The sequence below is a fragment of the Pigmentiphaga sp. MLSB6-MA01 genome (genome assembly GCF_058793475.1).
Map to the genome: position 1 here is coordinate 44,960 of NZ_JBXAFV010000012.1, position 25,446 is coordinate 70,405.

At 67.5% G+C, this 25,446-nt stretch carries 25 protein-coding genes; 15 read left to right on the forward strand and 10 right to left on the reverse strand.

Annotated elements, in window-relative coordinates:
* Positions 1-120 precede the first annotated feature (120 nt).
* Complete coding sequence (gene fhuE, locus AC1Q6E_RS19380; protein WP_492573331.1) at positions 121-2,304, forward strand: ferric-rhodotorulic acid/ferric-coprogen receptor FhuE; 2,184 nt, start codon at positions 121-123, stop codon at positions 2,302-2,304.
* Positions 2,305-2,352: 48 nt separating this feature from the next.
* Here fhuE and AC1Q6E_RS19385 read toward each other — a convergent pair whose 3' ends face one another.
* Positions 2,353-3,147, reverse strand: coding sequence for an IclR family transcriptional regulator domain-containing protein (locus tag AC1Q6E_RS19385; RefSeq protein ID WP_492573332.1), 795 nt, complete (start codon positions 3,145-3,147; stop codon positions 2,353-2,355).
* Positions 3,148-3,280: 133 nt separating this feature from the next.
* Between AC1Q6E_RS19385 and AC1Q6E_RS19390 the strand changes: the two genes are divergently transcribed.
* The 10 genes from AC1Q6E_RS19390 to AC1Q6E_RS19435 are packed head-to-tail and all read left to right on the forward strand — an operon-like array spanning position 3,281 to position 12,903.
* Entirely contained in the window at positions 3,281-4,417 is a 1,137-nt protein-coding gene (locus AC1Q6E_RS19390; protein WP_152792543.1) for an acyl-CoA dehydrogenase family protein, read from the forward strand.
* A 23-nt stretch (positions 4,418-4,440) separates the two neighbouring features.
* Entirely contained in the window at positions 4,441-5,241 is an 801-nt protein-coding gene (locus AC1Q6E_RS19395) for a TlpA family protein disulfide reductase (protein WP_492573333.1), read from the forward strand.
* Entirely contained in the window at positions 5,238-6,482 is a 1,245-nt protein-coding gene (locus AC1Q6E_RS19400; protein WP_492573334.1) for an aromatic ring-hydroxylating oxygenase subunit alpha, read from the forward strand. The genes AC1Q6E_RS19395 and AC1Q6E_RS19400 overlap by 4 nt, the downstream gene beginning before the upstream one ends.
* Positions 6,476-6,925 (forward strand): nuclear transport factor 2 family protein, encoded by a 450-nt coding sequence (locus AC1Q6E_RS19405; RefSeq protein WP_152792546.1) that lies wholly within the window; start codon positions 6,476-6,478, stop codon positions 6,923-6,925. The genes AC1Q6E_RS19400 and AC1Q6E_RS19405 overlap by 7 nt, the downstream gene beginning before the upstream one ends.
* Before the next feature lie 7 nt (positions 6,926-6,932).
* Positions 6,933-7,499, forward strand: a complete 567-nt coding sequence (locus tag AC1Q6E_RS19410) for a VOC family protein (protein WP_492573335.1) — start codon at positions 6,933-6,935, stop codon at positions 7,497-7,499.
* Positions 7,486-8,079: a flavin reductase family protein gene (locus AC1Q6E_RS19415; RefSeq protein WP_492573336.1), complete on the forward strand. Its 594-nt coding sequence runs from the start codon at positions 7,486-7,488 to the stop codon at positions 8,077-8,079. The genes AC1Q6E_RS19410 and AC1Q6E_RS19415 overlap by 14 nt, the downstream gene beginning before the upstream one ends.
* Entirely contained in the window at positions 8,060-9,730 is a 1,671-nt protein-coding gene (locus tag AC1Q6E_RS19420; protein WP_492573337.1) for a rhodanese-like domain-containing protein, read from the forward strand. Before AC1Q6E_RS19415 ends, AC1Q6E_RS19420 begins: the two co-directional genes overlap by 20 nt.
* Before the next feature lie 59 nt (positions 9,731-9,789).
* The gene (locus AC1Q6E_RS19425) at positions 9,790-10,788 is read left to right on the forward strand and encodes a tripartite tricarboxylate transporter substrate binding protein (protein ID WP_152792550.1); all 999 of its coding nucleotides are present in this window, start codon (positions 9,790-9,792) and stop codon (positions 10,786-10,788) included.
* A gap of 2 nt (positions 10,789-10,790) precedes the next feature.
* A complete protein-coding gene (locus AC1Q6E_RS19430) occupies positions 10,791-11,534 on the forward strand; it encodes an SDR family NAD(P)-dependent oxidoreductase (protein ID WP_296558889.1) in 744 nt (247 codons plus the stop codon).
* Entirely contained in the window at positions 11,518-12,903 is a 1,386-nt protein-coding gene (locus AC1Q6E_RS19435; protein ID WP_296558887.1) for an MmgE/PrpD family protein, read from the forward strand. Before AC1Q6E_RS19430 ends, AC1Q6E_RS19435 begins: the two co-directional genes overlap by 17 nt.
* On the opposite strand, the gene AC1Q6E_RS19440 is transcribed toward AC1Q6E_RS19435, so the two are convergent.
* The 3 genes from AC1Q6E_RS19440 to AC1Q6E_RS19450 all read right to left on the reverse strand — a co-directional run bounded on the left by AC1Q6E_RS19440 (position 12,904) and on the right by AC1Q6E_RS19450 (position 16,087).
* Positions 12,904-14,316: a GntP family permease gene (locus AC1Q6E_RS19440; protein WP_492573338.1), complete on the reverse strand. Its 1,413-nt coding sequence runs from the start codon at positions 14,314-14,316 to the stop codon at positions 12,904-12,906.
* Positions 14,317-14,403: 87 nt separating this feature from the next.
* On the reverse strand, positions 14,404-15,060 hold the full coding sequence (locus AC1Q6E_RS19445; protein WP_492573339.1) for an isochorismatase family protein: 657 nt from the start codon (positions 15,058-15,060) through the stop codon (positions 14,404-14,406).
* Positions 15,061-15,109: 49 nt separating this feature from the next.
* Positions 15,110-16,087, reverse strand: a complete 978-nt coding sequence (locus tag AC1Q6E_RS19450) for a Bug family tripartite tricarboxylate transporter substrate binding protein (RefSeq protein ID WP_492573340.1) — start codon at positions 16,085-16,087, stop codon at positions 15,110-15,112.
* Positions 16,088-16,236: 149 nt separating this feature from the next.
* On the opposite strand from AC1Q6E_RS19450, the gene AC1Q6E_RS19455 reads away from it, so the two are divergent.
* A complete protein-coding gene (locus AC1Q6E_RS19455; protein ID WP_492573341.1) occupies positions 16,237-17,139 on the forward strand; it encodes a LysR family transcriptional regulator in 903 nt (300 codons plus the stop codon).
* Between the two features lie 18 nt (positions 17,140-17,157).
* Here the strand turns inward: AC1Q6E_RS19455 and AC1Q6E_RS19460 are convergent, their stop codons facing one another.
* Positions 17,158-18,042: a LysR family transcriptional regulator gene (locus AC1Q6E_RS19460; protein WP_152792556.1), complete on the reverse strand. Its 885-nt coding sequence runs from the start codon at positions 18,040-18,042 to the stop codon at positions 17,158-17,160.
* A gap of 116 nt (positions 18,043-18,158) precedes the next feature.
* On the opposite strand from AC1Q6E_RS19460, the gene AC1Q6E_RS19465 reads away from it, so the two are divergent.
* Positions 18,159-18,971 carry an amidohydrolase family protein gene (locus AC1Q6E_RS19465; protein WP_492573342.1) on the forward strand — a complete coding sequence of 271 codons (813 nt, stop codon included), beginning with the start codon at positions 18,159-18,161 and terminating at the stop codon, positions 18,969-18,971.
* A 9-nt stretch (positions 18,972-18,980) separates the two neighbouring features.
* Positions 18,981-19,937, forward strand: coding sequence for a tripartite tricarboxylate transporter substrate binding protein (locus AC1Q6E_RS19470; RefSeq protein ID WP_492573343.1), 957 nt, complete (start codon positions 18,981-18,983; stop codon positions 19,935-19,937).
* Positions 19,938-19,977: 40 nt separating this feature from the next.
* Here the strand turns inward: AC1Q6E_RS19470 and AC1Q6E_RS19475 are convergent, their stop codons facing one another.
* From AC1Q6E_RS19475 to AC1Q6E_RS19495, 5 genes are all read right to left on the reverse strand, one after another.
* Positions 19,978-20,697 carry a PAS domain S-box protein gene (locus tag AC1Q6E_RS19475; RefSeq protein ID WP_296558876.1) on the reverse strand — a complete coding sequence of 240 codons (720 nt, stop codon included), beginning with the start codon at positions 20,695-20,697 and terminating at the stop codon, positions 19,978-19,980.
* Positions 20,698-20,854: 157 nt separating this feature from the next.
* Positions 20,855-21,400, reverse strand: a complete 546-nt coding sequence (locus AC1Q6E_RS19480) for a 3-isopropylmalate dehydratase small subunit (protein WP_296558874.1) — start codon at positions 21,398-21,400, stop codon at positions 20,855-20,857.
* Positions 21,401-21,421: 21 nt separating this feature from the next.
* On the reverse strand, positions 21,422-22,714 hold the full coding sequence (locus AC1Q6E_RS19485; RefSeq protein WP_152799259.1) for a 3-isopropylmalate dehydratase large subunit: 1,293 nt from the start codon (positions 22,712-22,714) through the stop codon (positions 21,422-21,424).
* 50 nt (positions 22,715-22,764) lie between these two features.
* A complete protein-coding gene (locus AC1Q6E_RS19490) occupies positions 22,765-23,511 on the reverse strand; it encodes an RraA family protein (protein WP_296558873.1) in 747 nt (248 codons plus the stop codon).
* Positions 23,512-23,526: 15 nt separating this feature from the next.
* Positions 23,527-24,222, reverse strand: a complete 696-nt coding sequence (locus AC1Q6E_RS19495) for a TetR/AcrR family transcriptional regulator (RefSeq protein ID WP_152799265.1) — start codon at positions 24,220-24,222, stop codon at positions 23,527-23,529.
* A 170-nt stretch (positions 24,223-24,392) separates the two neighbouring features.
* Here AC1Q6E_RS19495 and AC1Q6E_RS19500 point away from each other — a divergent pair, with 170 nt between their 5' ends.
* Positions 24,393-25,364: a Bug family tripartite tricarboxylate transporter substrate binding protein gene (locus tag AC1Q6E_RS19500; protein WP_152799267.1), complete on the forward strand. Its 972-nt coding sequence runs from the start codon at positions 24,393-24,395 to the stop codon at positions 25,362-25,364.
* Positions 25,365-25,446: the final 82 nt, after the last annotated feature.

The following is a 25,446-nucleotide window of genomic DNA, read 5'->3' on the forward strand; positions in this document are numbered from 1 at the left end:
TCATAAAAATCAAGGGGGAATCGGGTTCTGGCGTCTGGCTCGGCGACGTGCCGCCGCGGCCGATCGCAACCCGGATCTTGTGCATTCGTTCAACCCAGACCAACCATCACGAGGGAGAAAATGGCAGCCCGCCCAGCCGTACCCGTTCAACTCAAACGACTCAGCCTGTGCATCGCCGCGGCGCTTCCCGTGTACGCCTCGGCGCAGGAAGCGACGGCCGTGCTCCCGGCGATCACCGTCAATGCCGCGCCCCGCAACGACGACTCCGCAACCACGGAAGGCACGGGCTCCTACACCACGGCGGGCCCTTCCCGCACCGCCACGCCGCTGGGCCTGAGCCTGCGCGATACGCCGCAGTCCGTAACCGTGGTCACGCAGCAGCGCGTCGAAGACCAGAAATTGCAGACCATCACCGACGTGCTGAACAACACCACGGGCGTCTCGGTCAACCAGTACGAGACCCATCGCGCCCAGTTCAACGCCCGCGGCTTCGACATCAACGCGCTGATGATCGACGGCGTCCCGACCACCTGGGAGCAGCCCTGGAGTTCGGGCGAGATCTTCAGCAGCCTGGTCACCTACGACCGGGTGGAGATCGTGCGCGGGGCAACGGGATTGACCACGGGTTCAGGCAATCCTTCCGCGGCCATCAACATGGTCCGCAAGCGGGCCAGCAGCAAGGAGTTCACCGGCACCGCGCAGGTGGACCTGGGCAGTTGGAACCTGCGCCGCGGCATGGTCGACCTGTCCACTCCCGTCAACGCGGCCAGGACGGTACGGCTGCGCGTGGTGGGCGAACACTCGGAACGCGACAGCTGGATCGACCGGTTGAGCAACAAGAACCAGACCCTGTTCGCGACGCTGGAAGCGGACCTGACCAGCAGCACGCTGCTGACGGCGGGCGTCAGCTACCAGAAGAACAAGGCGCGCGGTCCGATGTGGGGCGGCCTGCCGCTCTGGTACAGCGACGGCACGCCCGCGAACTGGGACCGCTCCAAGAACGCGGCGGCCGACTGGACGCGCTGGGACACGACTTACCAGACTTATTTCGCTTCGCTGCAGCATCGCTTCGACAACGATTGGCGGGTCAAGCTCAGCTACAACCGCAGCGAGCGCAAGGCCGACTCGTACCTGCTCTACCTGTCGGGCGCGCCCGACAGGACGACCGGGCTGGGCATGAGCACCTTCGCCGGCTCCTATGACGTGAAGACGACGCAGGACGACGTGGCCGTGCAGGCCGACGGCCCGTTCGAACTGCTGGGCCGCAAGCACGAGCTGGCTTTCGGCTACGTCTACGCCAACCAGAAGTTCAACGCCGACGCCCGCGCGGCCACGCCGGCATTCGGCCTCGCGCCGGACTTCAATGCCTGGAACGGATCCTTTCCGGAACCCGCCTGGGGCGCCCCCACCTTCTACGAGAACGGCACCACCACGCAGCAGGCGATTTATGGTGTCGCGCGCTTCAACGTGACCGATCCGCTCAAAGTGATCGTCGGCGCCCGGGTCACGAACTACCGGAAGAAAGGGGACGTCGCCTACAGCGGCGCCTACGAGGTCAAGAGCGACAACGAATTGACGCCCTACGCCGGGGTGATCTACGACCTGAACGACAAGTATTCGCTCTACGCCAGCTACACCGATATCTTCCTGCCCCAGAACGCGCGCGACGTGAGCGGCCGGTACCTCGATCCGGTCCAGGGCAAGGCCATGGAAACGGGGATCAAGGGCGAATTCCTGGATGGCCGGGTGAATGCCTCCGCGTCCGTGTTCCACATCAAGCAGAACAATCTGGCGCAACAGACGACGGACACCGTACCCGGGACCAATCCGCCGGAAACGGCCTACCGCGCGGTGGACGGCGCGACCAGCAAGGGCTTCGAGCTGGAAGTCACGGGCGAACTGGCTCCCAACTGGAACCTGAGCGCCGGCTACACCCATTTCCGGGCCAAGGCCGCCGATGGCACGGACGTGAACAGCCTGTATCCGCGCCGGCTGTTCCGGCTCTTCACCACCTACCGCCTGCCCGGCGCCTGGAGCGGGCTGACCGTGGGCGGCGGCCTGAACTGGCAGGGCAAGACCTACACGAATGCCCCGAACCCGCTGGGCGTGGTCGAGAAGGTCGAACAGAAGGACTACGCCCTGGTCAGCCTGATGGCGCGCTACGAGATCAACAAGCAGTTGACCGCGCAGTTGAACATCAACAACCTGTTCGACAAGAGGTACTACGGCATGTTCGCGGCCTACAGCCAACTCACCTACGGCGCGCCGCGCAATGTCACGGCCAGCCTGAAGTACAAGTTCTGAACGAAACGGGCCAGGAAGGCTTGCCGGGACCGCGGCACCGGCAGGTTTCTATACCGACTCCCTGGCCCGCAATGCCGCGGTCAGTTCAACCGCCGTCTTGCGCAGCGGCTCCAGATAGTTCGCCAGCAACTCCTCCGCCGAAGCCCTTCCCTCGGGCACGCTGATGTTCAAGGCCGCGACGACCTTCCCGGCGCCATCCCGCACCGGCACCGCCAGCGATCGCAGGTTCGGCTCCAGCTCCTGGTCCACCAGCGCCCAGCCCTGCCCGCCGATCTCCCGCAGCATGTCCAGCAGCAGGTCCGTGTCGACCACGGTGTGGAGGGTATTGCGCGCGGGCGGCAGCTGGCGCAACAAGTCCCGCTGCACGTCGACGGGCTGGGCCGCCAGCAGGACACGTCCCAGCGACGTGCAATAGGCCGGCACCCGGCTGCCGACGGTCCGGCTGACATCGACGATATGGGGATTGCTCCGGATCCGCGCCACATAGACGGCGTAGGGGCCGTCCAGCGTGGCCGCTGAACAGCTCTGGCGCACCTTCTCGGTCAGCCGCGCCATCAAGGGCCTGGCAACGTCCCAGAACGGATAGGACGACAAATAGGCATAGCCCAGGCTGAGCGCCCGCGGCGCCAGCATGTAGCGGCTGTCTTCGTTCCTGACGTAGCCCAGCGAACCCAGGGTCAGGAGGAGGCGCCGCGCCGTGGCCCGATCCAGCGAGGCCTCCTGCGCCAGGTCGGTGAGCGACCGGCCACGCGGGTGTCCTCCCAATGCCTCCATCAACGCCAGGCCGCGCGCCAGCGCGCGCACGTAGCTCTGCGGGTCTCTCGATTCCTCGTTCGTCGTCATTTCTGCCTTTCTTGGTCTTCCTGCAAGTGCGGAGCATACCGCTTGACAGTCTGGACACCCCGCGCCCATAATTTTCACTAAACGCACACATTTTCATCTAGCGCACAATCATAACCGAAGACGAGGAGACGTCATGGAAACGGTGTTCAGTCCCCGGCAGCAGGAGTTGGTCGAAAGAATCGACGAACTGGTTTTTTCGTCCCTATCCAAGCGCGCCGCGGAGCTGGACCAACGGGGCGAGTTTCCCGATGCCGACTTCCGCGACCTGCATCGCGAAGGTCTGTTGCTCTCCACGCTGCCGCGCAAGGATGGCGGCCTGGGATTCGGCTTCGATGGCGACGATCCGCTTTCCTACTTTCTGATCATCGAGCGGCTGGCCATGGGCAATCCATCGACGGCCCATTGCTTCCAGGTCCACAGCAACGCCGCGCAGATCGTCCGGGCATTCGGCTCCGACGAACAGGTCGCGCGCTTTCTCGCCCCCACCAAGGAGCATGGCCGGCTGCTGGTGGGCGCCGGTTCTGAACCGGGCGGCGGCCGAGGCGGCACGGTGGCCCGTCCCGTGCGCGGCGGCCTGTCGATCACCGGCGTCAAGCACTACGCCACGAACGCGTCGCGCAGCGACTGGCTGACGGTGCATGTGCGCAACGAGCAGACCAACCTGCTGGAGACGGTGGTGGTCCATCGGGAAAGCGCCGGGCTCGACATCGATGAAGTGTTCTGGAACCCCGCGGGAATGCGGGCCTGCGTCAGCCCCCTGCTGACCTTCAAGGAATGCTTCGTGCCCGACGATTGCGTGCTCGCGCGCCCCGGCGCGTTCCTGACCGAACACTGGCTGGGCAAGATCAACTTCGGCTTTACCGCCAACTACCTCGGAACGCTGCAGGCCATGTTCCAGTGGACGGTGGATTACATGCGGCAGCGCGGCCAGGTCGATACCCAGGTCTACCAGATGTACGTCGGCGAGATCCGCGCCAAGATCGACGCCGCCCGGCTGCTGTATTACCACGCCGTCAACCTGGCCCGCCAGGACATGGTCCAGGGTTTGCTCAAGAGCAACGAGGCCAAGTACCTGGCCGTCGATTGCCTGCAGCGATTCAAGGAGATCGCCGGCCAGCTGGTCGGCAGCACGGCCTTCTTCAGGTCTTTTCCGCTGGAACGCATGATGCGCGACATGGACGTCCACTCGCTGCACCGCCGGCATCACTTCGGCGCGGTCATGGTCGGGCAGGCCGAACTCGGCCTGCCCTTCGAACTCGCGCATTCCTGATCCGACGCAGAGGAAACCCATCGATGACATCCGAATACAACACCCCCCACCCCGTGTCCTGGTCGAGGGCATGGCAAACGGACCCGCTGGGCGGCGCGCTGAGCGACCAATGGCCCGAGTTGATCGCGTCGTTCCGCGCCCGCGCGCCGCTGGGGCGCGAGGCACCGCCGCTGCGAGGCGAAACCCTGGATGGCCCCGCCTTCGACCTGGACGCCTATCGGGGGCGCAAGTCCGTGCTCGTGGTCTTCGGCAGCCTGGCGTGCCCGCCGTGCGTGACGAACATCCGCACCACCACACCTAGCCTCGTCTCGCTGTACGAGCAGTATTCGCAGGCAGTGGAGTTCTGCTATGTCTACACGCGGGAGGCCCATCCCGGCAGCCGTATCGGCGCCCATGCGTCGATGGACGAAAAGCGCCGCAATGCCGCCCGGCTTCGAGAGCAGGAACCCTTCCCGTTCCCGCTGCTGATCGACGCGCTGGACGGCGCCAACCAGCTCGCCTGGGTCGATCCGCAATTCAACAATCCGGTGTTCCTGGTCAATCGCGCGGGCATCGTGGTCTACAAGTCGGCGTGGCTCGACGCCTCGGAACTGCCCCAGGTCCTGGACGACGCCGCGCTGTGGGACGCCAGGTCCCCCACCGAAAAGACCATCAAGAAAACATATAGCGAACGCATCCGCCCGCTGCGCGAACCCTTCGACTCCACCGCCAATGCCCGCATCAAGAAACTGATGGACTTCATCGGCCTCGAACAACGGGCGATGGGTCCCATCCCCGGCGTGGAAGCGGAGCGCGCCGGGCCCGGGACAGGAGACAAGGCATGAATACCTCGATATCGGCGCCGGACACCGCGAGGTCCGGCGCATCGGCCGACCCGTTGCTGCAAGGTCTCGCGGCCGGCCCGCTGTACGTGGACCGCCGGTGCTACACCGACCCCCGCATCTTTGCGCTCGAACAGCGCGATATCTTTGCCCATACCTGGCAATTCATCGCGCACGACAGCGAGCTGAAGCAGGCGGGCGATTTCCGTACCACCGAGCTGGCGGGCGAGCCCGTCATCGCGATCCGGGGCGCGGACGGCCAACTGCGGCTGTTCCTGAACACCTGCCGCCACAAGGGCACGCTGCTGGTCGACGCGCCGGCCGGCCAGTGCGAAAAGATGAAGTGCCCCTACCACCACTGGACCTACGACACGCAAGGCGGCCTGATCAGCGTTCCCAAGGTCGAAGCCTACGGCGACCGGTTCCGCTTCGCCGAGAACGGCCTGGTCCCGGTTGCCCGTTTCGACGTCCATGCCGGCATGTGGTTCGGCTGCCTGGATCCCGACGCGCCGCCGCTGGTGGAGTATCTGGGCCCCGCCGCGCCCCACCTGGCCGAGATCGGCGCCTATGCGGGCCAGGAGCTCGTGGCGCTGGGCGCCTATCGCTACAGCTACGACGCGAATTGGAAGCTGCTGATGGAAAACACGCTCGACGACTACCACGCCGAGTACCTGCACGACTACGCGTTCACGCAGCGCGCCGCGCTGTTCCAGATGGAAGGAACCAGCGGCTTCCAGGAAAAAGAGGGGTCGCGCTTTTCCCTGGACCTGGGCATCCACGGGGCGTTCGATCAATGCGACGACATCCGCACGCTGACGATTCAAACGCTTCGCGAAAGACGTCTCTACCTGGGCATCTTCCCGAGCTTCATCGCCCTGTACAACCCGGTCTGGGACGTCACCAGCTTCCGGGTCATCGAACCGGTCAGCGTGGACAAGACCAATGTGCTGACCTATTGCCTGGCCCCCAGGTCCGCCACCGAAGAACAGCGCCGGGCGATCGGCGAACGCTTTCATTACTCCTGGGGCCCGGGCGGCCGGGCCGGTGTCGACGACATCGTGGTCTTCTCCCGCGTCCAGAAAGGGTTGCAGGCCCGGGCCGGCGGCCGCATCAACATCGGCCGCGGCATCGACAGGACCGACCCCCAGGGCGGTCCCGCGGACGACCACGCCGTACGGGCGCTGTGGAAAGGCTGGCGGCAGTACATGGGGGTGGACGAAGCCGCGGGAGCGCCGACATGCTGACATTCGACGACGACACCCGGGTCGACCCGGAAGTCACCGCGCTGGTCGATGAATATGTGTGCCTGCTGGACCGCCGGCGAGGAACCGCCTGGCTGGAGCTGTTCACCCCCGACGGCTACTACCTGGTGGCGCGCGAAGCCGAGATCGAGCAGGGCAACAACGTCCTGATCATCGGCGAAGACCTCAAGCGGCTGCGCGCCCGCATCGTCTCCGGGGCCGAGCGCGACCGCCGCCGCAGCGTGCACACGGTCAGCGGCGTCCGCTGCGATCGCGACGCCACGCACGCGACGGCCTCCTTCACGGTCTGGCTGGACGGCAGGCCCACCTATTGCGGGGTCTATCGGATGGCGCTTGCCCGGCACGACGGGAAACTGCTCATCCGCCGTTGTGAAGTCGTGCTGTTCGGCGACATCGTCCACACCCCCATATTCCTGCCCGTGTGAGGCCGCCATGTCCACGCCCGATCTCGAGTTCAGCCACGTCGGCATCCATGTACACGACATGGACACGATGGTGGGCTTCTATCAGCGCGTACTGGGGCTGGTCCTGACCGACCGCGGCCATCTGCCCGGACGCGAACTGGCTTTCATGAGCCGCAACCCCAGGGAGCATCACCAGGTGGTCCTGGTCAGCGGGCGGACCGGCGCCGGGGACGACAAGGTCATCAACCAGATTTCGTTCCGCGTCGCCTCGCTGGAACACCTGCAGGAAGTGTTCGGCTGGCTCCAGCGCGAATCCGGACCCAGCCGCTTCCGCGCCATCGATCACGGCAATGCCTGGACCCTGTATTTCCACGATCCCGAGGGCAACCGGCTCGAACTGTTCGTCGATACGCCCTGGTATGTCCGGCAGCCGCGCTCCGAGCCCCTGGACCTGGCCGAACCGGCCGACCGCATCCGTGCCCGGACGCAGGCATGGTGCCATGCCGACCCCAGCTTCGCGCCCGCGCAAGTCTGGCGGGCCGATCTGAAGGCGCGTATCGAACAGGGCATGGGGAGTTCGCATGTCAGCCGATGAAAACCGGATCAGTACCGATTTCCGCCGCGCGCTGCGCGGATTCGCGGCCACGGTTTCCATCGTTTCGGCCCGCGACCGCGCGGGCAACCACGGCATCACCGTGACGGCCGTGTCTTCGGTGTCGATGGATCCGCCTTCCCTGCTCGTGGTCGTGAACCGTTCCGGCGGCATGCACGCGGCCCTGGCCGAAGGCGAGCGATTCTGCATCAACATCCTGGGCACCGAACAGGTCGAACATTCCCGCCTGTTCGGCAAATCGATGCCCATGGACGAACGTTTCGAACATGGAGATTGGCGGCTGTCGGCCGACGACGTGCCCTATCTGAACGAAGCCCAGGCGAACATCTTCTGCCGGCGGGTCTCCCAGCTGGATGTCGGCACGCATACCGTTTTCGTCGGCACGGTCTATCGGCTCGCCATCGGCGACGCCATCTCGCCCTTGATCTATCTCAACGGCGAATACCTGGGGCTGGACGACGAGGCCGGCGCCGGCCTCGTCACCGCCTCCCCTCCGGCCGCTGCCGCGGTCCGGTCTTCCACCAGTCACCCGAGCCTCCATCATGCCCACCGACGAATTTGAATTCATCGACGCGCCCGGACTCGAAGCGCTGCTGCTCGGGAACCAGCGATTCGCCCTGTTCGATGCCCGCGACGAAGGACTGTTCGCCAAGTCCCACATGTTGTTCGCCTGTTCGCTGTCGCTCGCTGACCTGGAGGCGCGCCTGTTCCGGCTGGTCCCGTGGCAACGGACCTTGATCGTCCTGACCAGCGACGAAGAAGACGGCATGGCGGCCCACGCGGCGCGGCGCTGCCTCGGGCTGGGCTATTCGAACCTGCGCCTGCTGCGCGGAGGCAACCAGGCCTGGCAGCGTCACGGCAAGTCGCTGTTCCGGGGCATACATGTTCCCAGCAAGGCCTTCGGGGAACTGGTCGAGGCCCACTATCACACCCCCATGATCGAGGCGGCCGAGCTGCATGGCCTGATGGCCAGCGGCGCCAAGGTCCGTGTCTTCGATTGCCGCCCCCCCAATGAATTCCACCGCATGAGCCTGCCCACCGCCCGCAACTGCCCCGGGGCCGATCTGCTGTCGCGCGTGCCGGCCATGGTGGATCATGACGAGACCATCGTCATCAACTGCGCCGGCCGCACGCGCGGCATACTGGGCGCCCAGTCCCTGATCAGCGCCGGCGTCCGCAACCGGGTGGTGACGCTGAAGAACGGCACCATGGGCTGGCACCTGGCGGGATTTCCGCTGGAATCCGGCCGCAGCGACCTGGTCGAGCCCGTCGACCCGGCGCAGCTCGATGGCGTACGGCGGATGGCCGCGAACCTGAGGGAGCGATTCGGCATAGCCGTGCTGGACATGTCCGCCTGGCTGTCGCAGGCCGAAGACGAGCCCGCAGGCCGTCCGCTCCTGCTGGACGTGCGCGGACCGTGGGAATACCAGGCCGGCCACCTCCCCGGCTCGCGCAACGCGCCCGGCGGCCAGTTGCTACAGGCCACCGACTACTACGTCGCCGTCCGCAACACCCCCCTGCTGCTGGCCGACGACGACGGCATCCGCGCAAGCATCACCGCCGCCTGGCTGCTGCAAATGGGCTTGCGCGACGTCAGCGTGCTCGATCATCGCGACATGTCCAGGCACATGACCGAGTCCGGCCCGGCCTGCTGGCTCCCGGCCCGCCTGATCCCTCCCGTCGATACCGTCGATGCCCCGCGACTGGCGCGCGACATGGAAGACGGCACCACCCTGGTACTCGACCTGGGCAGCAGCGACGACTACTACAAGGGCCACATCCCCCGCTCCCGCTTCGTCATGCGCTCCCGGCTGGCGCACAGCGTGCCCGCGCTGCCCCGGCTTCCTTGCGTCACCCTGGTCGCCGACGATGCGGTCACGGGCGCTTTCGCGGCCCGGGAAATCGCCGGCCGCTACGGCGCCCCGGTCCGGCTTCTGCAAGGCGGGCGCCAGGCGTGGCGCGAGGCCGGCCTGCCGATGCAAACCGGGCTGGAAGATGCCGTCGACCCCCCCGAAGACATGTGGCACATCCCCTCTTCGCCATTGGGCGGACTGGATTCCGCCATGCGCGACTACCTGTCCTGGGAAATCGACCTGGCCGCCCAGGTCGCCCGCGAACCAGGCACGCGCTACAGCGTGGGTGATCGGCCGGACCCTTCGCCACGCGCTCCCGCCCCCCCCGCACCGGCGCAAGCCGCCGGACCCCGCAACTAGCCCCCTCTTGCCTGGGCCGCAAGCGTCACCGGGCATCGTTCACACACCAGGAGACAGCCATGCACAAAAAGCAGACGACCGCAGTGACACGGCGCGAGGCGATCGCGCGCATCGCCTGGACGGCAACGGCCTCCGCGCTCCCCTTTCCCGCGCTGGTCCGTGCCAATGGCGGCCCGGTCCGCCTTGTCATCGCCTCGACCCCCGGGACCGGCCCCGACACCATGTCGCGCCTGATGCAGCCGCTGCTGCAATCGCGCTGGGACCGCACCGTGATCGTGGAGAACAAGCCCGGCGCCGGCGGCGTCATCGGCATCGATGCGGTCGCCAAGTCCGCGCCCGATGGCGGCACCTTGATGCTGCAGACGTCAACCATGTTCCTGTTGCCGTACTTCTACAAGAGCATCCCCTTCGATCCGGTCAAGAGCTTCCAGCCCATTTCGCAGGTAGGATGGAGCACATTCGCGCTCGTCGTGAACGACAGCGTTCCCGCCAGCGACCTGCCCACGCTCATACGGTGGCTCGCGGCGGGTGGCGGGAAAATCAGCTACGCCAGCCCGGGCAACGGCACCGAGAACCACCTGTTCGCGGAATTGTTCAAGCAGCAGGCGGGCGTGGAAATGATGCACGTGCCCTATCGCGGCACGGCCAATGCCATCCAGGACCTGATCGGCAACCAGGTGGCCTTGATGTTCCTTCCCATCGCCACCGCCAACACCCATGCCAAGACCGGCAGGCTGCGCATCATCGGCTGCACCAGCAAGGAGCGCTTTCCGCTGCTGCCGCAGATTCCCTCGCTGCAAGAACAGGGGCTGGCCGGATTCGACTTCAGTGTCTGGTACGGCGTGTGGGGCCCCGCCGGCATGCCCGCCAATATCGTCTCGCAATACAACGAGGGCATTCGCGGCGTGCTCGCCAGGCCCGACATCGTCAAGCAATTCGGCGAGCAAGGCTGGGCCGTGAAGTCCGGGTCCCCGCAAGAACTCGACGCGCTCGGCCGCCAGCAATACACCCGATGGGGAGAGGTCATCGAACAATCCAAGATCGATACGGGGGTATGACCGTGAGCGAGTCGATTGCCGACGAATTCGGCGGACGCCCGGTCTGGCTGGTCGGCGCCACCGGTACGCTGGGACAGGCCATGGCGCGCCTGCTGTCGCAACGCGGGGCGATACTCGCCCTGTCGGGACGGCGCGCGGCCGAACTGGAACAGTTGGCGGCCGGCCTGCCGGGCCAGGCCATCGCCGTCCCTGTCGACCTGCTGGACCAAGCGAGCGTGAATGACGCCGCGCGGAGCATCAAGCGCAGGCTCGGCGCGGCCGGCTCCCTGGTCGTTTCAGTGTCCATTTCCGCGTTCGGCGAATTCCTCGAATTGCCCGAAGCAAGTTTCGCGTCGGCCATGGACACCAAATACCTGGGCGCCCTGCGCGCCATGCGTGCCGTGCTGCCGGACATGATCGCGCAACGCTATGGCCGCATCGTCACGCTGTCCGGCGGCAGCGGCAGCCGGCCGCGGCCGGTGCACCTGCCCGGCGGAGCCGCCAACGCCGCCCTGGAGCTGCTCTCGCGCGGCGCCGCCATGCGTTATGCCCGCGACGGCATCCGCGTCAACGTCGTCGCCCCCGGTCCCATCGCCTCGCCCCGCATGCAAGCCATCGTCGCGGCCTCGGACGCCGCTGGCCAGGGCGACGGCGACCGGCCCGCCGGCCAACCCCGGGATGTGGCCGAAGCGGTCTGTTATCTCTTGAGCGAGCGGTCGAATTTCGTCAATGGCACGGTACTGAAAGTCGATGGCGGCACACACTGATCCTACCCTCTCGCAATGGCTGGGCGACCGGTTGGCGTCGGCGGCCCGCACCGGGCTTCCCGCCGACGCGCTGGAGAGCGCCCGCCGGCTGATCCTCGACACGCGCATGGTGGCCTGGGCGGGCGCGGCACAGCCTGACGTCATCGCCGTGCGCGAGCTGACATGGCGCAACGGCGGCGCGGCGCAAAGCAGCATCTGGTCGGGTCCGTGGAAGGTGCCCGCGGCCGAGGCCGCGTTCGTGAACGCGCTCTGCGCCTCGGCCCTGGACTATGACAGCCTGCACGCCAACGTGCATCCCGATGCCATCGTGGCGGCTTCGGCCTGGGCCGTGGGCGAGTCGGTCCATGCCACGGGACGCGAGGTCCTGCAGGCCTGCGCCCTGGGCAGCGAACTGGTCTGCCGGCTGGCCGACGCCGTCTCGGGGCCGCAGAAGGGTTGGACCATCGGCGCCGTCCTTGGCACCTTCGGCGCCGCCGGCGCCGCCGCGCTGCTGATGCGGCTGCCTCCGGAACAGATCGCCCATGCCTTGGGGCTGTGCCTGTCCATGGCCGCCGGTTCGCAGCAGGCCAACGTCGAACAGGTACTGGCCAAACGCCTGCAACCCGCGCTGGCCGCCCGCGCCGGCGTCCAGGCCGCCCTGCTCGCCCAGGCCGGCATGACCGCGCCGGCCCAGGCCTTCGAGGGGCCATTCGGTCTCTGGAATCTGTATTTCCCAAGTGATCGCGAGCGCGTCTCGGATCAATTCGGCGTCCGGTTTTCGCTACGGGAGACCGGCCTGAAGAAGTACCCGGTCTGCGCCTGCAGCCATGCCGCGCTGGACGCCCTCCACGCCATCCTGCGGCCAGGCGGCATCCAGCTCGACGACATCGCCAGGATCGAGGCGCAGATCTCGCCATTCATGGACAGGCTGGTAGGCGGCGCGTTCTCCCCCGCGTCCAACCCTCAGGTCACGGGACAATTCTCGCTGCGCTACGGATTGGCCTCGATCGCCCTGCGCGGCCGGCTCGGCCTGGCCGAGATCGCGCCGGCCGCGGTACTCGACCCCGGGATCGCCGGGATCGTGGACCGCATCCACCTCGCCGTCGACACCCGCCATACCGGAGAGCTGGCGCCGGCCACGGTCCGATTGACGCTGCGCTCGGGCCAGGCCATCGAACATACGGTGACAACCATGCCGGGCGGTCCCGCCGCCCCCATGAGCGCCGCCGAACTCGAACGGAAGTACCTGGAATGCGCGGCCGTGCACGCGGCGGAAAACGCCCCTGCCCTGGTCGCCGCCGAAATCGCCCGCCTGGCCCGCATGGACCGGCTCGACGATATCAACCACTGGACCGCGGCCGGGAATACCGGGCCGGACCGTGGCGCCTGATCAGAACCCGCCGAACATCGTGCCCAGCGCGATGACCAGCGCCAGCGCCGGCAGCGGAAAAAGGATCGTCACCGCGGCGATGTCTCCATACGATTGCCGGTGCGTCAGCTTGCAGATGGCCAGCAGCGTGATGATGGCGCCGCAGTGCGGCAAGGTGTCCATGCCGCCGGCCGCCATCACCGCAACGCGGTGCATGAGTTCGGCGCTGATGCCCGCCTCGTGCGCCATGCGCAGGTAGTCCTGGCCCAGCGTCTGCAAGGCGATGCTCAGCCCGCCCGAGGACGACCCCGTGATGCCCGCCAGCACATTCATCGCCACCGCCTCGGAAATCAGCGGATTGCCCGGCGCCACGTTCAGCACCGCATCGCGGATGATGGCGAACCCCGCCAGCCCGGCGATGATCGCCCCGTAGCCCACTTCGGAAGCCGTGTTGAAGAGCGGCAGCATGAAACCGAACACGCCCTGGTTGATGGTGTTCTTCAGGTTGCTCCAATGCTTGAGCCGCAGCAGCACCAGCACCGTGCAGGCCGTGGCCAGCGCGACGATCAGCGCCCACAGGCCGACGATCTTCTGCGGCGCCAGGTCGGGGAAGCGCTGGGCCAGGAACGAGAAATCCACCGCCGGGAACACGACATAGGTGAACAGGGCGTTGATCCCCACCACCAGCAGCAGCGGCAAGAGGGCCAGCGGCACCGGCATGATCGACCAGCGGGCGTCCTGCCGCGCGCCGGCGTCCGTGGGCGCGCCCTCTTGCGCGTCGTCGTGGTCGCCGTAGCCCTCACCCGCGGCATGGGCGGCCGCGGCGCGGCGCCGCAGCCACCAGGTGCCGCCGCCGAACATGATGATGGCCGCGATGATGCCCAGGCCGGGCGCCGCGAAAACATTGGTGCCGAAGTACGGAATGGGGATCGCGTTCTGGATGGCGGGCGTGCCCGGCAAGGCCGTCATGGTGAAGGTGAAGGCCCCCAGCGCGATCGTGGCGGGAATCAGCCGCTTGGGAATCCGCGCCGCCTTGAACAGGTCGACCGCGACCGGATAGATCGCGAAGGCCACGACGAACAGCGACACGCCGCCATAGGTCAACAGCGCGCAGGCCAGCACCACGGTGACGATGGCGTGCTTCTCGCCCACGCTGGCCACGATCCAGCGCGACAGCGTATTGGCCGCCCCCGAGTCGGCCATCAGTTGGCCGAACAGCGAGCCCAGCAGGAAAATGGGCAGGAATTGCAGCACGTAGCCGCTCAGGGCCGTCATGAACGTGCCGGTATAGATGGGCAGCAACAGCGCGGCATCGCCGGACAGCACCACCGCCAGCGCGCCCATCAGCGGCGCCAGCAGCAGCACGGTGACGCCGCGATAGGCCAGGTACATCAACAGCGCCAGGGAAACGACGATGGCAAGCGTGCTGGTCATGGGACTCCTTCGGGCAAGGCTGGGCAAAGCCCGATCATCTCATACCGACACGACAGTCTCCGGTCCGCGTCCCGGCCGGACACCTTCCTAGGCCGCGAGCGGCGCCAGCCCCCGCAAGTAGGCCAGCGTCTCGGCCAGGCCGACGACGTCGCCGTACTTGGTGTCGAGATCGAACAGGCTCTGCGCATGCGCGGCGGCCGAGCGGTCTCCCACCCCTTCCTGTACCACCATGGGCCGGAATCCCAGCTGGCAGGCATCCACGGCGGTGGCGCGCACGCAGCCGCTGGTCGACGTGCCCGTCAGGATCAGCGTATCGACGCCCAGGTTCTGCAACCGGGACGCGAGGTCGGTGCCGAAGAAACACGATGCATACTTCTTGTAGAGCACGATGTCGTGCTCGCCGCGATGCAGCCTCGCATCGATGTGGTGGCCGTCGCCCTCGGCCGCCAGGGACATCGACCCCTTCTGCTTGATGGCCCACAGGCCGGCGTCCCGCATCTGCGGGTCGTCATAGCGCACGCAGGTGAAGATGGCGGGCACGCCCTTCTCGGCGGCGGCATCCAGCAAGGCGTTGGTGGCGGCGACCTGGGCCGAGAGATCGGCGCCCAGCGGGCGCGACGGGTCGGTGAAACCCTTGGTCAGGTCCACCACCATGAGCGCGGGCCGGCGGCCGAATCCCAGCCGCACGGCGAAACCGCGTTCGCGGAAAAAAGCGTAATCCGGATGCTGCGAAATATCGATCAATTGCTTCGTCCTGAAAAAACGCCGCCTCGCGACGGCGTGAAAACACGGCTCACTGCACGTGGATGCCGGCCTCGCGTATCACTTTCTCCCACTTGGCCGCGTCCGCGGCAAAACGCCGGGCCAGTTCCTGCTGCGGCAGGTACTCGGGCTCGATCCCCTGCGCGGCCAGCGTGGCGCGCGCATCCGCCGACAGCATCACGCGCTGGATCTGTTCGCCCCACTTGTCGACCACCTCGCGCGGCAAGTTCTTCGGCCCGACCACGCTGACCCACAACTGGCTGGCGTACCCCGGCACGCCAGCCTGGGCGACGGGCGGCACGCCGGGCAGCGCGGCGACCGGCACTGTGTCCGCCACCGCCAGCGCCTTGAGCTTGCCCGCCTTGATGTGGGGCAACACGGCGCTGATGGGCGAAAACACCAGCTGGATCTGCCCGCCCAGCAGGTCCGCCACCGCCGGGGCCGTGCCTTTGTAGGGCACGTGCACCATCCGGATGTCCGCCATGGATTGGAACAACTCGGCCGACAGGTGATGCAGCGTGCCCTCGCCCGCCGACCCGAAGGTCAGCTTGCCCGGGTTCTTGCGCGCCAGATCAATGAATTCCCCGACTGTGTTCGCGGCCACGGAAGGATGCACCGTCATCACGATGGGCACCTTGGCGATGCTCGCCACCGGAGTCAGGTCACGCCCGATGTCGAACGGCAGGTTCTTGTACAGCAGCGGCGCCACCGACCAGATCTCGTTGGGCAGCACCAGCATCGTGTAGCCGTCGGCCGCCGCCTTGGCCACGGCCGACGTGCCTATCTGGCCCGCCGCGCCCGGACGATTCTCCACCACGACCGGCTGCCCCCAGGCCTCGCCCGCCTTCGACGCGAAGTAGCGCGCCATGTAGTCCGTGCTCCCGCCCGGGGAAAACGCATCGATCAGCTTCACCGTCCGCGCCGGATAGTCCGCCGCGGCGGCCGGCCCCCCGGCCAGCCATACCGCCACCGCCAGCCCCGCGCCGGCCGCGCGCGCAAAGATATTCATGTCGTCCCCTCGTTGTCTTGTCGATGCGCGCCATTAGATGACGGGGCAACGGGGGCATCCAGAACATTTTTGCTATGCGAGCGGTATGTTTTCGTTACCGCGGCTCCTTTACCATGCAGCCGTGCCCCACTCCAGCCCCGAGGTGTCCGATGAACCTGCGGCAGCTACGCTACTTCCGCGCGGCGGTCGAACAACGCAACTTCACCCGCGCGGCCGAACGCATGCACGTCGCCCAGCCCGCGCTGGGCCAGCACATACGCATGCTGGAGGAAGAACTGCAGGTGACCTTGCTCACGCGCCATTCGCGCGGCGTCGCCCCCACCCCCGCGGGCCAGTTGCTTTATTCCCGCAGCGCCGAAGTGTTCGAATTGCTGGAGCAGATCCGCAAGGAAGTCGTCGGGGTCGACCGCAAGCAGCGCCCCGCCATCTCGCTGGGGTTGACGCCCAGCCTGACCCTGCTCATCGGCGCCGACCTGCAACTGGCGGCCACGCACGCGCTGCAACACCTGACCCTGAGCCTGCGCGAGGATCCCAGCTTCCTGCTGGTCGACGCCGTGGAACGCCAGGAGCTGGACATCGCGCTGGCCTACGACATCGATCCCCGGCAGGGCCTGTCCATCACGCCGGCGCTCAAGGAGCAGCACCTGTTCGTGACGCACCCCGACCAGGCACCGCCGCAGGACGCCGTCACGCTGGACCAGATCCTGGGCTTCGGCCTGGCCATGGGCACCGAGCGCGACATCGGCCGCCGCGCGCTGGCGCGGGTGGCGGGCATGCCGCCCGCCGAGCTGCCGATCCGCTACGAGGTCCAGTCCATCGCGGCGATCCGCGAGCTGCTGCTGCGCGGCTCGGCGGCCAGCGTGCTGCCATACGGGACCGTGGCTCGGGAGTTGGCGCAAGGCACCCTGGTCGCGCGGCGCATCGTCGGATGCGAGATGGAAAGCGTCCTGTACGTGGTGCGGCGGGCGAATACCGACCGGGACGACGGCGCGCTGGTGGAGATGGCGCTGGCGATGATCCTGGAACGCCTGGGGGACATGGCCCGCCGCTGACCCGCCGGCACGGTCTCGTCACGCCGCGCCGCACGCCCGCACGAAATCGTCCGCCAGCCCCGCCACGGCGCGCTTGGGCCAGATCGCGCTGACGTCGAAGCTGGGCAGCCGCGCGCCGTCCTCGACCTCGCAATAGCGCACGCCGGCGAAATCCAGCGAACGTATCCAGCTGGGCAGCAGCGCGATCCCGCAACCGCCGGCCACGCAGGCCAGCACGGTCAAGGTCCGGTTGGCCTCCTGCACGATTTCCGCATCCAGGCCCGCCTTGCGGAACGCGTCCATGACGGCCTCGTAGAAGGTCGGCAATTGCGAATGCGGAAACATCACCAGGCCGGCCCGGGCGATGTCCGCCATCGACATCCGCTCCTGGCCGCCGGGCAGCAGGTCTTCCGGCACCGCCGCCACGAGGCGCTCGCGCATCAGCACTTTCTCGTGCATGACCCCGGACAGGGCCACCGGCGTATGCACCAGCGCCACGTCGATCTCGCCGCGCGACAGGGCCTGCGCCTGCTCGGCGTTGCTCATCTCGCGCAGCACGATGCGCAGGCCGGGGACCTCGCCGCGCAGGACGCGCAGGGCGCGCGGCAGGATATCGACCAGCGCGCTGGAAACCAGCCCGACGCGCAGCACCCCCGCCCGTCCCGCCGCGATGGCCTGGGCCGCGTCGATGGCGTTGACGATGCGGAACACGCCGCGCCGGACTTCCTCGGCGATCTGCCGCGCCGCCGGCGTGGGCTCGGCGCCGCGCCGCGACCGCTGGAACAGCGTCACGCCCAGTTCGCGTTCGAGCCGCGCCAGGGACTGGCTCAGGGCCGGCTGGGCCACGCCCAGCTTCTCGGCCGCCTTGCTCAGGCTGCCCGTGTCCAGGACCGCGATGAACTCTTCCAGGCGCCGGATATCCATCACAAAACCTTATATAAAAACATGGTTTCCAGTATAGATAAATATAACAAGCCTTCCTAGAATCGGCCCAACCGGCACGATCACCCAAGCCGGATACGATTCTGGAGAGACACCCCGTGGCCGACCCCACGCCCCCGCTCGTCGATGCGCACGCGCATGTCTTCGCCCGCTCGCTGGCGTTGACGCCGGACCGGCGCTACGCGCCGCAAGCCGATGCCTTGCTGGAGGACTATCTCGCGCATCTGGACACCCATGGGCTGCATGCCGGCGTGCTGATCCAGCCCAGCTTCCTGGGCACGGACAACCGCTACATGCTCGACGCCATCCGCCAGGCGCCGCGCCGCCTGAAAGGCGTGGCGGTCGTGGACGAACATGTCTCGCCCGCCGAACTGGAGCGGTTGGCGCATGGCGGCATCGCCGGCATCCGGCTGAACCTGATCGGCCGGCCGCTGCCCGTGCTGGATCAGGGCGGCTGGCCCCGATTGCTAGCCTGCCTGCGGGCGCTGGACTGGCATGTCGAAGTCCACGTGGAAGCGGCGCGCCTGTCCGGCATCGTCGGCCCGCTGCGCGCGGCGCACTGCCGCGTGATGGTGGACCACTTCGGCCGGCCCGACCCGGCGTTGGGTGCCGCCGACCCCGGTTTCCAATGGCTGCTCGAGGCCGCCCGCGACGACGGCGTCTGGGTCAAGCTCTCGGGCGCCTATCGCAACGGGTCCGAGCCGGGCGGACCGGCGGCAGGCCAAGCCGCACGCCTGCTGGTCGAACATGCCGGCCCGGACCGCCTCGTCTGGGGCAGCGACTGGCCCCATACCCAGCACCCCGGCGTGACCTATGCGCAAACCTATCAGGCACTCGCCGACTGGATCGGCGACATCGATCTACGCCTGCGCATCCTCGCGGCCAATCCAAGCCGCTGCTTTACATTCTAAGGAGACACCATGATCCGTATTCCCTTCCTAGCCACGCTGGCCTTCGCCCTGCCCTTGTCGGCCGCGCACGCCGCCTGGCCCGAGAAACCCGTCACCCTGATCGTCACCTATCCGCCCGGCGGCACGGTGGATACGGTGGCCCGCATCATGGGCCCCAAGCTGTCGGCCAGACTCGGCCAATCGGTCATCATCGACAACAAGGGCGGCGCCGGCGGCATGATCGGCGGCGCCGCGGCGGCCCGCTCCGCCCCCGATGGCTACACCTTCATGCTCGATGCCTCCAACCACGCGCAAAATCCCGCGCTGCAAAGCAAGATGAGCTTCGATACGCTCAAGGCCTTCGACTCCGTATCGCTGCTGCTGCGCGTGCCCAACGTGCTGGTGACCTCGCCACAAGGCACGATGTCCTCGGTGCAGGACCTGATCCGCAACGGCAAGTCCAAGACCCCCGCCTACTTCGCCTCGGCCGGCCCCGGTTCGGCCCAGCACCTGGCCGGCGAACTGTTCAACGTCATGGCCGGCACCTCCCTCGTCCACGTCGCCTATAAAGGCGGCGGCCCGGCCATGGTCGACGTGATGTCCGGCCAGGTGCCCATCATGTTCGCCAGCCTGGGCTCGGCATGGACCCACATCCAGAACGGCAAGCTGCGGCCCATCGCGGTTGGCGGCGACAAACGCTCGGCCGTCCTGCCGCAGATCTCCACCATCGCCGAATCCGGCGTGCCGGGCTTCTCGTCCTACGAATGGAATGCCGTGTTCGCCCCCGCCGGCACCCCCAAGCCCATCATCGACCAGATGTCGGCCGCGCTGGCCGACGTGCTCAAGGATCCCGAGGTCAAGACCAGGCTCGAAGGCATCGGGGCCGAACTGGTCGGCTCCAGTCCCGCCGAACTCGAGACCTTCCGCCGCGCGGAGATCCAGAAATGGCAGGACGTGGTCAAGAAGAGCGGCATCACCATCAACTGAAGACCGGAACCCTGCTCCGCCCGGCGCCCCGGCCGGACCGTCAATCGTCGATCCGGGCCTGCTCGTAGAAGCGGTAGCCCTTGGCCCGCAGCGTGCTGACCGGCAACGCCTGGCCGCAGGCTTGCATCACCTTGGTGCGCAGGCGCCGCATCTGCGTATCCAGACGGCGCTGGTCATATGACAGATAGTCCTCCCCCAGCGCCTCGATGACGGCGCGGCGCGTCACGCACGGCCCGCCGCTCATCAACGCCCGCAGCACGACGTGGTCCTGCTCGGACAGGGGGATGACGACACCCTTGGACGAAACCAGCCGCCGCGGCCGCGCCGACAACCGCCAGCATGACGGATGTTCCGGCAGCAGCTGCGGCTCGACCAGGGCGCCGTCGCCGAGCTTGCGCTCGGTGATGTCGCGCGCCACGCCGATGCGCAATTGGTGCTCTTCCGACCAGGCCGCCGACCAGCTGATGTAGACCACCGTCCCGTCCTTGCGGATGTAGCGGTTCTCGAAATAGCGTTGCAGATAGCCGCCCATGACGCGGTCGATGGAGCCCCGGGTCCGGTCGCGATCCTCCGGATGCACCAGGTCCAGCATGTACTTGCCGGCCATTTCTTCCGGCGTATAGCCGAAGATGCGCTCGCATGCCCCGGTGACCGACACGCATTGCCCTTGCGCGGTCACCGCGCATACGGCGTCCAGCATCAGATCGTCCAGGGCGCCCGAGAATGCCCCGGCCCGCCCGTTCCCGCCCTCGTCATCCATCCTGCATGCTTCCTGCCCGCCGCCCGCGACATCCTGGGAAATACCCCAGGAAAGGGTACCCCTGTTGCACGACAGGCAACATCTTACAAGCAGCTCAGGAGGCGTGCGCAGGCCTCCAGCCGGCGGTGATGGACGAGAGGCCCGCCGGCAACGGGCATCAGGCCGGCGTGGCCAGTTCCGGATGGTCGGCCAGCCATTTGGCCAGCAGCCCCTGCATGCCACCCTCTTCCACGATGGTCTTGATGTCGCGCGCCACGGCGGGGTATCGGCGCGTCTCGCCCCGGGTCAGATCGATCACCTCGCCGCTCTCGAAATCGACCTCCAGTTCATCGCCGTCCTGGACGAACTCCCGGATCCCCTTGCACTGGATCAGGCACGGCAAGGCGACGCCTATCGCCGCCCGGAAGGAGCGGAACGGCATCGACTCGCACAAGACGCGCAGGCCCAGCGCCTTCATGGCGATCATGCCGTTGTTGTGCGCCTTGCCGCAGAAGAAGTTCTTGCCGGCGACGATGAAATCGCCCGGCCGGATGCGCGTCTTCAGGCCGGGATCGATCTCGTTGAACAATTCGGGAATCAGCAACGCCGGGTCCGTCACCCGTCCGGTAATGAAGTCGAAGCGCATGACGCCGCCGTCGTGGGGCACGTCGTCCCCCAGGACATGGCAACGCGCGCGGGTCTTCCAGCCGCCTTCCAGGGCCATGTGTCGTCTCCTCAGTGAATGTCAGTGAACAAGTGCCGGATCCGGCTCGGCCCGGGAGGCATCCGCCCACGAACGCGGATCGACGATCCGGCCCGCCAGCGCCGACGCGGCCACGGTGGCCGGGCTGCCCAGATAGCATTCCGCTTCCTTCGACCCCATGCGGCCGACGCCGTTGGTGGCGGCGGTCGAGATCGAGACCTCGCCCGGGCCCAGGGGCGCCCCCACCCCGCCCGCGCAAGGACCGCAGCCCGCCGGCAGCAGGATCGCTCCCGCGTCCAGGAAAACCTGGCTGATGCCTTGCTCGGCCATGCGGCGCGCGATTTCCACCGTGCCGGGCACGACGAACAGGCGCACGCGGTCGGCGATCTTGCGGCCGCGCACGATGTCGGCCGCGAGCGCGAAATCCTCGAACATGCCCGATCCGCACGACCCCAGGTAGGCGTGATCGACCGGACGCCCCGCCGCCTGCCCCACGGGCACGGCATTGTCGGGGCGCCCCGGCAGCGCGACCTGGGGTTCGAGATCGCCCAGGTCGAGCGCCAGGCGGCTCTCGAAGCGGGCATCGTCGTCGCTGCGCACCCAACTGTCGTCGGCCGGCGCCCCCGTCGGCGACAAAGGCGGGAAGATGACGCCGCTGACGCCGATCTCGGTCAAGGTATTGCACAGCGCGATACGCTCGGCCAGCGGCATCGCTTCGACCGCGTCGCCGCCGAACTCGACGATGCGATGATCGAATTCCAGGCCGTGGCGGCCCGAACTCAAGTCGGCGGACAGACGAAAGCCCAGGTCCCGCGCCAGCACGCCCGGCGCGAACCTGCCGCGCAGCTCGACCCGCAACGTCTCGGGCACCACGGTCCACATCGAGCCGGTCGCCAGCACCATGGGCACGTCCGGTCCGGCGCGCAGCGCCAAGGCCCCGACCGCGCCGAAATTCGTGCAGTGCATATCGTAGGCGAACAGGAACATGCCCGGTTTGACCAGGCCCGCCTCCATCGGATAGATGTGGCCGTGCCCGCCCCGCCCCACATCGAAGAAATGCCCGACCTTCCACTCGGCCGCGATGCGCCGGTTGGCCCGGCTCTGCTCGATCGAACGCGGCGTGGTCTGGATGGTGTTGTGGTCGGTGATGATCATCACCCGTTCGGCGTTCGTGATGCGCCGGTAGCCGATGTCGCTCAGCTGCTTGTGGGCGGTCTCGACATAGCCGTCGTGCATGATCACCAGCTCGGGTTCGGGCGAAATCACGTCGCCCGGCTTGACGCTGTCCAGCCCGCATGCGCGCGCCAGCAGCTTCTCCGTCATGGTCATGGCCATCTGCTGTCTCCTCTTGATAGCTTGCCGGGTTCTCCGTCCGGCCGGTTCATTCAGGCGGCCGGCGGCCGCGCGGCTTTCGCGCCGGCCAGTTCAGGCACGGAAACACCGGCGGCCACGCGCTCGCACTGGGCGGCCTCCGAGGCCGCCTTCCTGCGCGCGAACGCCAGCACGGCCTGCGCGTGCTCGCGCGGGATGAAGCACACCCCGCTGTCGTCGGCCACCACGACGTCGCCCGGATGCACCCGCACGCCGCAGATCTCCACCGGGCCGTTGATCTGCATCGTTTCCAGCCGCCACTTGCCCGTCAGCGGCGTGCGCAGCGACGCCCAGATCGGATAGCCGATGGAACGGGAATGCCCCAGGTCACGGATACCGCCGTCGATGATCGCGCCCACTTCCCCCTGGCGCTTGCCGATCGTGCATCCCACCCCGCCCAGGTTGGAGCCGTGCGCGATGCCCTGGATCACCAGGATGTCGCCCGGCCGCGCCAGGTTGTGCGCCTCCATTTCTCCCATGCGGTTGTCGCCCTGCTTCACATAGACCAGGGGATCTTCCGCCCTGGCCGCGTTGAGCAGGGTCAGCGCCGACCCCACCACGCTCGTGCCGGGCAGGGTCGGCGCCAGCAGGGACGCGGCCACCTGGCCGTGCACGCCCAGCTCGTCGAGCGCATCGGATACCGCGCTCACCACGTCGCCCAGGTCCCGGAACCCTTGCAGGATCTCCGCCGGTACGCGCGGCGGATCCAGATCGGCGATACGTTCCCGGGCGATCTTCCCGGTCAGGATTCTTTCGGTCATGCGCGTCTCCGGTAATCAGTCCGATTCGTTCGGGGTCGCCGGCGAGCCGTCCGCCGGCACCGCCAGCAACTTCTGTCCCAGCTTGGCGAGAAAGGCCGCCCAATCCTTGCGAAACCCCGGGTCCGAGGGCGATCGCCCCGTCGCCATGCGCGTGATCTGCGCATAGGCCAGCGGATAGTTGGCCAGCGCGAACACCGCCAGTTGCAGCAGCTCGGGATCCAGGTCGTCGGCCAGCCGGCGGTCGCCCTGGGCGGCCTTGATCGCCCCGATGCTCCGCTGGATCGTGCGCCCCCGTTCGACCTCGCCGGGAATGCCGGTTTCCTCGCCTTGCGCCGCCTCCCAGGTCAGGAACCTGACCCATTCCAGGTTGCTCAAGGCCCGGTGGAATCGCCAGACGAACAGCAGTTCCGGCTGCGCCAGCGGATCGGCCGCCGCCAGCATGGTGTCGTCGGCCTTGGAGGCCGCGAGCGCATCCGCGTGCTGCAACGCGCGGACCTCGTTGAAGATGTCTTCCTTGCCGCGAAAGTAGTGGTAGATCAGTTCCTTGGTCACCCCCGCCGCGCGGGCGATCGACTCCATGCGGGCACTGGCGAAGCCCTTGTGCGAGAACTCGTGGCGGGCCGCGTCGACGATCGCGCGGCGGGTTTTTTCTGCATTGCGGGTACGGGCCATGGGCGTGGAAAAGAAAGAAAACCTGAAGATACCGCTCACGAACCCCTGGCGGATAACTTACTTCATGGTAAATTAACTGCACGCGGAGTGTCAACGCGCCGCTTCGCGAGCAAGACGACCAGGAGAAGGCCCAAGCCGCCGCCGAGCGGCACGGCCATCGCTCCCTACGGGATCGTGGTCGTCCATGATCCATCCATGAGGAGACAGCCTTGAAGATCCTGACATCGGCGTTCATCGCCGCCGCGGCGTTCGCATCGTGCAGCGCCCTGGCCCAGGCCCCCCGCGCCTACCCGACCAAGCCCGTGCGCATCATCGTGCCCTTCGCCGCCGGCGGCCCCACCGACTACATCGCGCGCCTGGTCGCCGAAAAACTGGCCACCGCGCTGGGCCAGCCCTTCATCGTCGAAAACCGCCTGGGCGCGGGCGGCGTGGTGGGCGCGGAAGCCGCCCTGCGCTCCCCGCCCGACGGCTATACCCTGCTGGTGGCCTCGGCCAGCTACGCGGTCAATCCGGCCTTGATGAAAATGTCGTTCGACGCCGCCAACGACGTCCAGCCCGTCATCAACATGGTGGTCGGATCGACCGTGTTCGCCGCCCATGCCGGCACGCCCTTCAACACGCTGGGCGAAATGGTCGCCTACGCCAAGGCCAATCCGGGCAAGCTGAACTACGCGACCCAGGGGGCGGGCAGCATCACCCACGTCACCACCGAGGCCTTCCTGGCCGCCACCGGGATCACGGCCACGCACATCCCCTACAAGGGCATCGGGCCGGCCCTGACCGCGCTGGCATCCGGAGAAGTGCAATTCGTGCTGCCCGACTACGGCGCCGCGCGGGCCCTGGTCACCGCCGGCAAGGTCAAGATCCTGGCCGTGGCGGGCAACCGCCGGCTGGCGGAACTGCCCAACGTCCCCACCGCCGCCGAGGCCGGCTTCCCGCAGACCGCCAGCTCGGGATCGTGGCAAGGCATGTTCGCGCCCAAGAACACCCCGCCCGAAGTCGTCGACACGCTCAACCGCGAGATCAACCGGATCCTGCGGAACAAAGAGGTCGTCGAACAACTCGGCGCCCGCTACGCCGAACCCGTGGGCGGCACGCCCGACGCCTTCGGCGCCCAGGTGAAGGCCGACATCGCCCGCTTCGGTACCGTGGTGCGGACGGTGGGCATCAAGGCGGAGTGAGCGGCGCCGACAGGCGGACCGGCCACGAGGCGATGCGTTTTTTCGCCCATTAACTTACTGAAAAGTAAATTAATGGGCGGAA